The organism is Bradyrhizobium stylosanthis (genome assembly GCF_001641335.1).
Classification (GTDB): Bacteria; Pseudomonadota; Alphaproteobacteria; order Rhizobiales; family Xanthobacteraceae; genus Bradyrhizobium; species Bradyrhizobium stylosanthis.
On sequence record NZ_LVEM01000003.1, the window covers coordinates 1,492,451 to 1,501,053 of the forward strand.

Annotated in this window: 10 protein-coding genes and 2 pseudogenes; 4 read left to right on the forward strand and 8 right to left on the reverse strand. The window is 57.5% G+C overall.

The features are described from left to right. Nucleotides 1-88 precede the first annotated feature (88 nt). A pseudogene (locus A7X65_RS26510) lies at nt 89-967 on the reverse strand (replication initiator protein A); the annotation flags it as partial. A 3-nt stretch (nt 968-970) separates the two neighbouring features. Then, nucleotides 971-1,249: a helix-turn-helix transcriptional regulator gene (locus A7X65_RS26520; RefSeq protein ID WP_061849724.1), complete on the reverse strand. Its 279-nt coding sequence runs from the start codon at nt 1,247-1,249 to the stop codon at nt 971-973. Nucleotides 1,250-2,519: 1,270 nt separating this feature from the next. Between A7X65_RS26520 and noeE the strand changes: the two genes are divergently transcribed. Then, nucleotides 2,520-3,725, forward strand: coding sequence for a nodulation protein NoeE (gene noeE, locus A7X65_RS40935; protein ID WP_283806177.1), 1,206 nt, complete (start codon nt 2,520-2,522; stop codon nt 3,723-3,725). Nucleotides 3,726-4,213: 488 nt separating this feature from the next. Here noeE and A7X65_RS40940 read toward each other — a convergent pair whose 3' ends face one another. From A7X65_RS40940 to A7X65_RS26535, 3 genes are all read right to left on the reverse strand, one after another. Continuing rightward, a complete protein-coding gene (locus A7X65_RS40940) occupies nt 4,214-4,750 on the reverse strand; it encodes a DUF2285 domain-containing protein (RefSeq protein WP_347336394.1) in 537 nt (178 codons plus the stop codon). 58 nt (nt 4,751-4,808) lie between these two features. Beyond that, nucleotides 4,809-4,997, reverse strand: coding sequence for a transcriptional regulator domain-containing protein (locus tag A7X65_RS43350; RefSeq protein ID WP_082885067.1), 189 nt, complete (start codon nt 4,995-4,997; stop codon nt 4,809-4,811). Nucleotides 4,998-5,156: 159 nt separating this feature from the next. Further along, a complete protein-coding gene (locus A7X65_RS26535) occupies nt 5,157-5,432 on the reverse strand; it encodes a DNA -binding domain-containing protein (protein WP_063690601.1) in 276 nt (91 codons plus the stop codon). 82 nt (nt 5,433-5,514) lie between these two features. Here A7X65_RS26535 and A7X65_RS26540 point away from each other — a divergent pair, with 82 nt between their 5' ends. Beyond that, on the forward strand, nt 5,515-5,766 hold the full coding sequence (locus A7X65_RS26540) for a helix-turn-helix domain-containing protein (RefSeq protein ID WP_061849726.1): 252 nt from the start codon (nt 5,515-5,517) through the stop codon (nt 5,764-5,766). 213 nt (nt 5,767-5,979) lie between these two features. On the opposite strand, the gene A7X65_RS26545 is transcribed toward A7X65_RS26540, so the two are convergent. After that, nucleotides 5,980-6,750 (reverse strand): YopT-type cysteine protease domain-containing protein, encoded by a 771-nt coding sequence (locus A7X65_RS26545; RefSeq protein WP_063690603.1) that lies wholly within the window; start codon nt 6,748-6,750, stop codon nt 5,980-5,982. Between the two features lie 356 nt (nt 6,751-7,106). Between A7X65_RS26545 and A7X65_RS43355 the strand changes: the two are divergent. Beyond that, nucleotides 7,107-7,466: pseudogene (locus A7X65_RS43355) on the forward strand (transposase family protein); the annotation flags it as partial. 147 nt (nt 7,467-7,613) lie between these two features. Here the strand turns inward: A7X65_RS43355 and A7X65_RS26555 are convergent. Continuing rightward, complete coding sequence (locus tag A7X65_RS26555; RefSeq protein WP_063690605.1) at nt 7,614-7,892, reverse strand: DNA -binding domain-containing protein; 279 nt, start codon at nt 7,890-7,892, stop codon at nt 7,614-7,616. Between the two features lie 103 nt (nt 7,893-7,995). On the opposite strand from A7X65_RS26555, the gene A7X65_RS26560 reads away from it, so the two are divergent. Beyond that, complete coding sequence (locus A7X65_RS26560; protein WP_061849729.1) at nt 7,996-8,274, forward strand: helix-turn-helix domain-containing protein; 279 nt, start codon at nt 7,996-7,998, stop codon at nt 8,272-8,274. A gap of 75 nt (nt 8,275-8,349) precedes the next feature. Here A7X65_RS26560 and A7X65_RS26565 read toward each other — a convergent pair. Beyond that, nucleotides 8,350-8,603, reverse strand: a 254-nt coding sequence (locus tag A7X65_RS26565) for a DUF736 domain-containing protein (protein ID WP_063690606.1), incomplete at its 5' end; no start/stop codon positions are given.

The following is an 8,603-nucleotide window of genomic DNA, read 5'->3' on the forward strand; positions in this document are numbered from 1 at the left end:
GATGGCACGAGGCTCCGGTGACCGACCGCATGAGAGCTCTCGGGCCTGATAGCGCGATGCGATTCAAGCCGCTTTGCCCTAACTGAGAGATGTGACCGCGCCTTCGCGGCCGTTCTGCATTGGGACTGAGCTGAATTGGCGCGAAACCCAATCGTTCCACACCGTGACTGTCACGGATGATGACAACATATCGCGGCAGAGTCTGACGATGAACGATCTGGCGCCGCCGGTCATAAGCAAAGTGCTTGAGCTGGAATAGACTGCCCGACATGGCCTGAAGGTGGACGAAATCACAGCCCGAGCCACCTGCTTGACGGCGGCCATGTTTGCGCACCAGACGGTAAAGCCAGCGCTCAATTCTTCCCGTCAGATCGAAATGGGTGCGGTCGATCGTCAACACGAGCCCTTCATCCAGAACACCCGTGTAGTATGGGTCCGGCAAGATCAGCTCGATTCCGCAGGCACAGCCGTGCAAATCGACCGTCTCGCGCCATTGGTCCATCCAGAAGAAGCGATGCCGTCGGAGCTCAGTCGGCGGCCGAATCGAGGTCAAGACCGTTGTCGAGTGCAGCCGGTCGACTGCGGCCTTGAGGCGCTCGCAGTCGAGCACGTTGGTACCACAGCCCCCAAAGGTTAGGATCGCGTAAGGAGTAGCCGCCATCAACATCTACGTTTTCGAGACGCCATCGCGAGCCACGACAATCTGCGAAGCGGACCAAATCAAAACGTCCGCATCCCAGACCGTCGCAATGCCATGTTCCGGCACAGCCTCGACACGAATCGTGATTGTCCCGGCGCGAAAGTCGAACGGTACAACCCGTTTTGACTTTGCCAGCGAGAACAACGCATCTACCAACACATCTTGCGCATCGCGCGGTGTTAAAACGCCGCGCAACGAGCGAAACAAATCGAGTTGACCGCGCTCCGAATGACGTCGTCCATGAGCAGAGGATTTGCCGTGCGACATGGGTCAGCGCCTCTCCTTGCCCGCATACGGAATGGGTGTGTGGCGCTTGGCGGGCAAGACCGTACCTGTGCCGGGATCGCTGGTTGACTTCTTAGCACCGCGATCAGCCCAGGCTTTTAGGTCTTCCAGCGCATAAACAACGCGACCGCCAAGCTTGCGATAGATCGGGCCCGTGCCATAGGTACGATGCTTTTCCAGAGTTCGGCCGGACAGACCGAGAAATCGCGCCGCTTCAGGGGTACGCAATAATCGCGGCGGCAGGCCGGCGGTCGGATCGGGCATTTGGAAAGCTCCGTGCTCGTCTGGAGAGCGGGCGGGGTTGGTCGCGCGCCCACGAGCATCATGGAGGAGTAAACGCGCATAGGGGGATGCCGAAGATGCAGAGATGATTTTCGGCACCCCTGCTTCGTGCGGTGCCAGATGACAGGCAGAGCGCCGTTGGTTGGCCGTCGCTCATCGGCGCGGAATAGATTGCGCGAAGCGCGCATGCCCTGCAAAATCTGTTTGTTTTAGAGCCGCGCGCTAGGATCGTTCGAGACCGAGTGACACTTGCGGACGACGTGGTGCCCGTCGATCTTTCCATCGAAGGCGCGCATCACCAACACCAATCATTCGTGACGCAGGAAACTGGGAACATAAGTTCTGGTTGATGGCCGTTTCTGAGTGCCAGAGACGGGCCGAGATCGCCTGCGCGCATCGAAGTGCGCAACGAGCGGCGGTTTGACTAAATAAATAGCACGGAATTGCCGTTCTGTTCAGAGACAGATGACGCTGAGGTGACATCTATCCGGTCTGTAAATGCAATCATCCAAACTATCGATTTTTCCCAATCTTAGGAATGACGGATATTAAGCACGCTTCGTAGAATCCAGGCGTTCAGGATGAGCTGGCATCTTCGCTCCGGCTCTGAGAAGAACTCTAGAGTTTGCAGCGAGCATCAGCCGAGACGCAGACTCATTGCAGTCGTCTTACCTGGGAAGGACGCGTGAGCTTGATCGTGCAAGATCCATTCGACAGCTCCTCTGAGTCGCGTCGGCAACTATTTCCGATAAACTATTGTATAGCTTTGCTACGGCTCTCCATGTCGATATCGCTCAGCTGCTTGCGAGTGAGCGAGCATTAAGCAGCTCTGGCTCCACAAGAAAATGGTCGCGGCCCAATTGCTGCGCTCTAACAGGATCGAATTCATGTCAGCTGAATGGTGCGAAGCCGCATGCGCTCATTCTAACAATCGGGCCCGAATGGGCGACAAACGCCGAAGCAAATCTGCCCCGCAACGACACTGAACAACCGCATTTTGTACGCGTATTGGGTTTGGTGCGCCCGCGTCTGAGCCATCGGAAATCTGCCTTTAGCAGGCACGGAGTGCAGAGGCCAAAGCGCGAGGACATGTCGTCGGATTTTATCGCTGGATGACGTCATCGTTCCGGATAAGAGACATCTGTTGATGCGAAGCGCTGAAACCAACTGAAGCGCGTCGCTCGTGCTGTTTCTTTCGACCCATATGAAGGAGCCAGGACGGCCGGACGGTCCGTCCGAGGAGATACGTTGAATGATGAATCAAGATGGAAACAATTCGCCTGCGGTATGTTTTCTTCTGGGGCTTCCCCGCTCAGGGACAACGCTGCTGGCCCATTTGCTTCAGTCGCACCCGGATATTTTGGCTCCGCCTGAGCCCTGGCTGATGTTGGCACTTGAGGCTTTTGGTCGGGTTGACCACCGTCACCCCGCCGGGACCTCAATGGTTCAGGCTGCAACCTCCGAATTCCTGGGCCGAATAGATCGAACCGGCGTCACGCGCGCTTTTGCTGATGCAGCCTATGGGCAGTATTTGGCAGCTGCCGGCAAGCGCACTCTGATAGACAAGACCCCGCGGTATTGGACCGTGCTCGACTTTTTGGATTTGCTCTATCCGGAGGCGCCGCGGATCGTTCTGATGCGCAATCCTTACGCCATTGCCGCATCACTGAAATCGACGTGGGCCGTTCCGCTTCTGGCGGCAAGTTCCCCGCCGGCGATCGCATCGTGCGTAGCCGATATCGTGCTGGGGCGGCCTACGCCCGCGATTGCATCTTCGCTCGCCGACCTTGTTCTGGGTCTGCCCGCGCTTGCGGCGTACCGCAGTGAACTCCACACACAAGTGGTGCAGTATGAAGTACTTGTGACGCGTCCCGACGAGGAAATCCGGCGCGTGATTGCTGGCCTTGGACACGCCCCCATAGACATGTCATCGGCGCCATTGGCGCAAACGGAATATCTCCGGTCTAGCACGTTCGGCGATCGAAAGATCCTCGAGAAAAAGACCGTTGACGATCGCTCAGTCCAGGCCTGGCAAACCGAATTGTGCACCGAAGAGATGCAGGTCGTGACAGATCTTGTTGGCGCGCAGCTTTTGATAGAGCTCGGTTATGAGCGGGATCTTCGGTTTGCAGAACAAGCTGGCGTAGTGGATAAGGGCCCGGAAGTCACTGAAGGCTACCGTCAGCTATTTCGAAGCTGCTGGAACTTCCTGGAAGGTAAGACAGGAGGACCATTTGACATCGCAGCTAGCGAAGCCGAGCTGAACAGTATTGGCCAGCAAGCTCAAGAGAACTCCTTGTTGGCTTTCGGCCCCTCGATACTCCTGCAAGCACAACGTTTAGCCGCATCCAAGAGCGAGGAGAATTTGCGGATCGGAAATTCAATCGCAGCGGAGCTGACTGAGGCGCTCATGGCAGCGAAGGCCGCTCAAGATGCGCTGGGCCAAGGCCCGTCGTAATGGTATGCCTGCGTACCGTGAAGGCAACATCGTGTCGCTCGGCACACCCTCTTTATTTCAGGGGCTGCTCGAGCCGCAGCTTCCGCTGTTATCCGAAGACCAACGTGAGAGTTGAAAAACACCGTTTGCGGCATTTGAGGCATGGTTGGCCAAGGTATCCGGCACAGATCAGAACAATTGCCAAGTTGCTCTCGGCGAAGATCTGACGGTCTCGGCCGTCCCAAGCCGCCGCCCATAACCCGCCCTGGCAAACTTGAATCCACCAATTCAGGGAACAGCCGCTGCGACGCCATCGAGGATCCGAACGGACGACTCAGTCTGCGTTCAGCAGCCCAATCGTGGTCTGACGTCACAGATGACGTTTTGATCTCCGTGCCAAACAAACCCGCCGGCGTGGCTGCAGGCCGACAACGTCTTTGCAGCGTTCCCAAGACTTGTGGCGTACGCCCACGATGGCGCGATGGAGTGCTTCCGGGGCCGACGAACGATCATCGACGCCCCTTTTTCTTAGCAGATGAAGGACGCAGCAATGCACGATAGCCACCGCGCATCAGTGCTAAACCGACCTTAAGCAGGCGGATAATTCGGCTACGCAGCGGATGGGTTTTCCAGGCCTGCTCAGAGATGCGCCTTGGACCAAACAGGACCTCGGCGATGACACGATAGGAGGCGCCCTCCATGTGCCCATCCAGGGCACGGAGGCTCAGAGCCAATCGTTTACGCCGTTGTGCCGAGAGTAGAGCGATAGGAGGTCCTGGCGAACGGCCATTGATCGCACGCCACAATCGAAGTGAGGCGTGCGCGCGGATCTCGAAGTCCGCGTCGTGCATCAGCAGCTCGATTGAATAAGCGACACCAAAACGTGGCGCCTGCTTCAGACGCAGGTGATGTCGGCTTCCGTGAATATGCAATACAGCATGCCAACCATCGGCTGCCTCTCGGACGCTGTCCGATGGAAGCTCGGCAAGCTCGACCGTCGCGGCAACGCCATGTGGATCGCAAGCGCTTTCAACGAGCGATACCACGGCTGGCAGAGCCTCCGGCGCCCAGAAGATGGCCTGCTCGTGAAAACACCTCTGCGGGTCATGAGCGAAAGCAGAGCCCCCATTTCCTCCGAAACTCAGTGGTCACTTGCCCGTGTTTTGAGAGCGTGTCGCGGTAATCAGCTTGATATTCGGGATTGCGACGGAGGCTTTCCCAAGCGAAATCGGACGACTCGCCTGCTGTAACGCTCTGATAGGACTCCGGTGAGCGCCAGTCGAATTTCGACACTGCTTGATCTCCCCCAAAGAAAAATTGCGGCGCAGTGTCTATAAAGCGCAGGGTTGTTGGGGAAGTCCCTTATTGTGCATCACCGGTGATGCGCGCAGGCGATCACCCCATCACTGGGAGAGATCTTTTCCAAGGGGGCAGCTCAGACGACATATTTTGCTATTTGGGTCCATCAGAGCGGAGCAAGTGGCGGTAACCGCGCTCAGCCATCCATTTTGCGCGCGCCAAATGGCTGTCGAATGCATTGCGAGCGCGCTCGGGTTCGCGCTCGGGGTCAAGGTGCAACACGATCCGGGAAACCTCTTTCCAATCGGCGCCATCGGCCTCGGCATCGAGGAGTCGCCAATACGTCACCAGATGCTGCTCGTCATAGGAGGTCAACGCCGCATCTGTGGGGGCCAAGTCTGCGAGATCGGGGGCAAGCGATGTTTGCATGAGAATCCCGCAAAAATCCCTACTTGGGAATACACATTATAGGAGATAAACCTGATAGTATGTAAAGACGCAACTTGCGCCGATGGACATGCGCAAGTTGGTGGGCCGGAATTTCCTAAAGCTGCGGAAGCGGAAAGGCTTCACGCAGGAGAAATTCGCCGAGGCTTCCGGCTTTACTCAACAATACATCAGCGGGTTGGAGACCGGCCGGCGCAATCCGACTGTGGTGACTCTGTTCGAGCTCGCAGAGGTTCTCGGCGTCAGCCACGTGGATCTTGTCTTGCCTGATGAAGAATTTTGCAGACCGCGTCCTACCTCCGGGAGGCGAAACTGATAAGAATGAGGCCGATCCGGAGGGATCGCACCTCAGTGACGCTTACTGCCGGCCTTGAAGAGTGCCGCGCCCGATTGGGTCGGACGGGGCATTGGCGGAGCCAGGCTTAGGCAGTGTGGACATCTATCGCATCGATAAGGCGACGGCAGCGAGAGTGATGACGGCGCGGTTATCACCGGCGCTAAACATCCGGTCGAGGGCTACTGCAACGTCTTACTCAGTCCGTACCCTTTGCGTAGTGATGCTCAACAATTCCAATCGATTGGGATTTCTGTAACGATTGGCGAGGTTTTCGAACAACTCACCGATCTGCTGTGGTGGAACAGCAAATTCTCCATAGTTAGGATCGAACAGCGTGACCATTCCGCCCGACGCTGATGTCGCAACCAGGTGCCTTTCGCGTCGTCCGCCCCGCTCGAAACATAAGCTGAGCGAATACGCTCTCCCATCGGCGGTGATTTTGCCCGCCAATTCCGAGAAGCTCGTCGCATTGCCAAATGTGTATGTGTTTCCTGCTTCAGACGGATTTAGGCCAGCGTCCCTCAACACGGTGGCCCTTGCACGAAAACCCGCCTCAGACCTTTCTATGTCCTCACCCCGCAAAGATCGCACAAGCCCCTCATAGTTCCGCTGGCACACAGCCGCTGAACGGTGCCCGTCCGAGCCGGGTAGCAGCGCAGCCATTCGGGATCTCGGGCTGTTCGGAAGATTGCTGAGCCATCCTGCAGTGAGTCCAACGCAGATGTTAACCCTGTTCGCGTCCTGCAATTCGGCCGTCATGTGTTGGGACAGGGAGATGCTCATCCTAGGTGGAGACGATGCGCCGGGGCTCGCTGGATCCGCGGCATCTGCCTTACTGGTGCAGCACCCCATTCTTTCGGGCAGACCCGCAAGAGCTTGATCAAACCTGTCACTGTTTGCCGACTTACTTAGCTCTTCAGATTGGCCAGCGAGTGTTGATGAGTGGCTGATTCGATTGAGCATGTCGATTTACCTTTGCTAAGGTTGTCGCTCCCTCGCTGCGAGCGTACTTGGTCAAGCTGACGGCAAGCTGTCTCACCCGTCTTGCCGAACTCCGAGAAAGAGCTTTGGAGGGTCGCTAGCGATGCGCAGGCAACCGGAGACGATCAGCAGGATCTCGTTCATCCAGTTCTCCCTTTCTCCGTGCTCTCGTTCAACGTGAAGGGAGTGAACTGGTGCATGGCGTTAGCTCGCACCGAGTACGTGCGGCCTATGATGCAGGCTGTGATATGCAAGCTCTAGGCGGCCCGGACTCTAGCGAGTCCCATTTGAGAGCACGTCAGATTCAAGTTTTCTTTTTGGAAGCGGCGTTGTGTGTGATGGATCTTTTGGTGCTGAGCGACGCGGCCCGGGAGCGAAGGCGCCGCTGATCATAGTCCGGTCGAACCAGAAGGGCTCGGCAGTGCGGATGTTTGTGAAAGGTGTGCTTGAAATGTGCGGGCTCTCCTTCGCGCGTGATCTTCCGGAGGCATTCGGGGAATGGAGCAGCGTATTCCCGCGCTTCAGCGGACGGAGCATCAAGGCTGTTTGGTGGTGGATCTTCGATGTCCGATGATCCAGACCCGAAATATTTGATCGTCGATACTACCCTCGTCCGAATGCATCAGTATGCCCCCAGGGGGCACAAAAGGAGGGGGTCTGAAGATCAGGCGCTTGGCCGCTCGCGCGGTGGAGTGAGTGCGACTTCGATGCGCCAGTTCCCGATTCTTGGTCGCTACCGGTCAATGCGCGCCGGACCCACGAATTGAGCATCACGTGATACACTTAGGCGATCACGGCAACGATGGATTTTTTTTCCGAGGCGCGATCCATAGGATAGATTTTTGCTATTTGCGGGCGCCAATGCGGAGCAAGTGGCTGTAGCCCTGCTTAGCCATCCATTTTGCGCGAGCCAAATGCCCGTCGTATGCACTGCGAGCGCGGGCCTGATCGCAATCAGGATCAAGATGCAACACGATCCGCGCAACTTCTTTCCAGTCAGCGCCGGCGGCCTCAGCATCGAGGAGACGCCAATACGTCACCAGATGCTGCTCGTCATAGCTCGTCAACACCGATGCATTCGGCACGACATCCGCGATTTCTGGATCAAGCTCCAGCTTTTTCATGTAAGCCCACGCGCCAGGTTCGCTACCTGCATTCGGCGAACTTAGTGCAATAGGACGGCTATAGCCAGTGGTTTGATGACCTACCAAATGGCTGCTTTCGCGCATGAAAGCTCGTGCGCTTGTGGCCTGGAATGTGCGCCGGATTCGCGTGGATCTCGGCATTCCGCAGGAGCAATTGGCTTACGATGCGGGCATTGACCGCTCATATATGGGCGGCCTTGAGCGACAAGCAGAGAACCCCACCATCGATCTTCTCGACAGGCTCGCTAAAAGACTCGGTGTTCATCTATCCGAGTTCTTCGTCCAACCGCCCAAAGGAGCGAGCCCACCTAAGACGTTGCGCAAAGGTCGTAAGCCGGCGCGTTCACGTTACAGGAAATGACGCGCTGCTCGCATTGGGCTCGCTAGAAAAAGCCCCGCCCGATGAGATCGGGCGGGGCGTTGGCGTCGCGAGCGCTTACTCGCCGGTCTTGCGGGGGCGGGACCAGAGGAGCGTGTAGCCGTCGCCGGCTTCGTCGTCGAACAAGTTCGCGTAAATCGGCGCGTTGAACGAGGGGTCATCGAGCTTGAGCGAGAGGTAGTCGCGGCCTTCCTCGGAGCGCTTCGACCAGGCTGCCCCGATTTCCGCCCGGCCCACATAGACGCGGTGGCTGGGAGCGTTCTCGTTTGAGCGGTTGGCCTCGGCGACGATGCGGACGCCCCTGGCCTGCA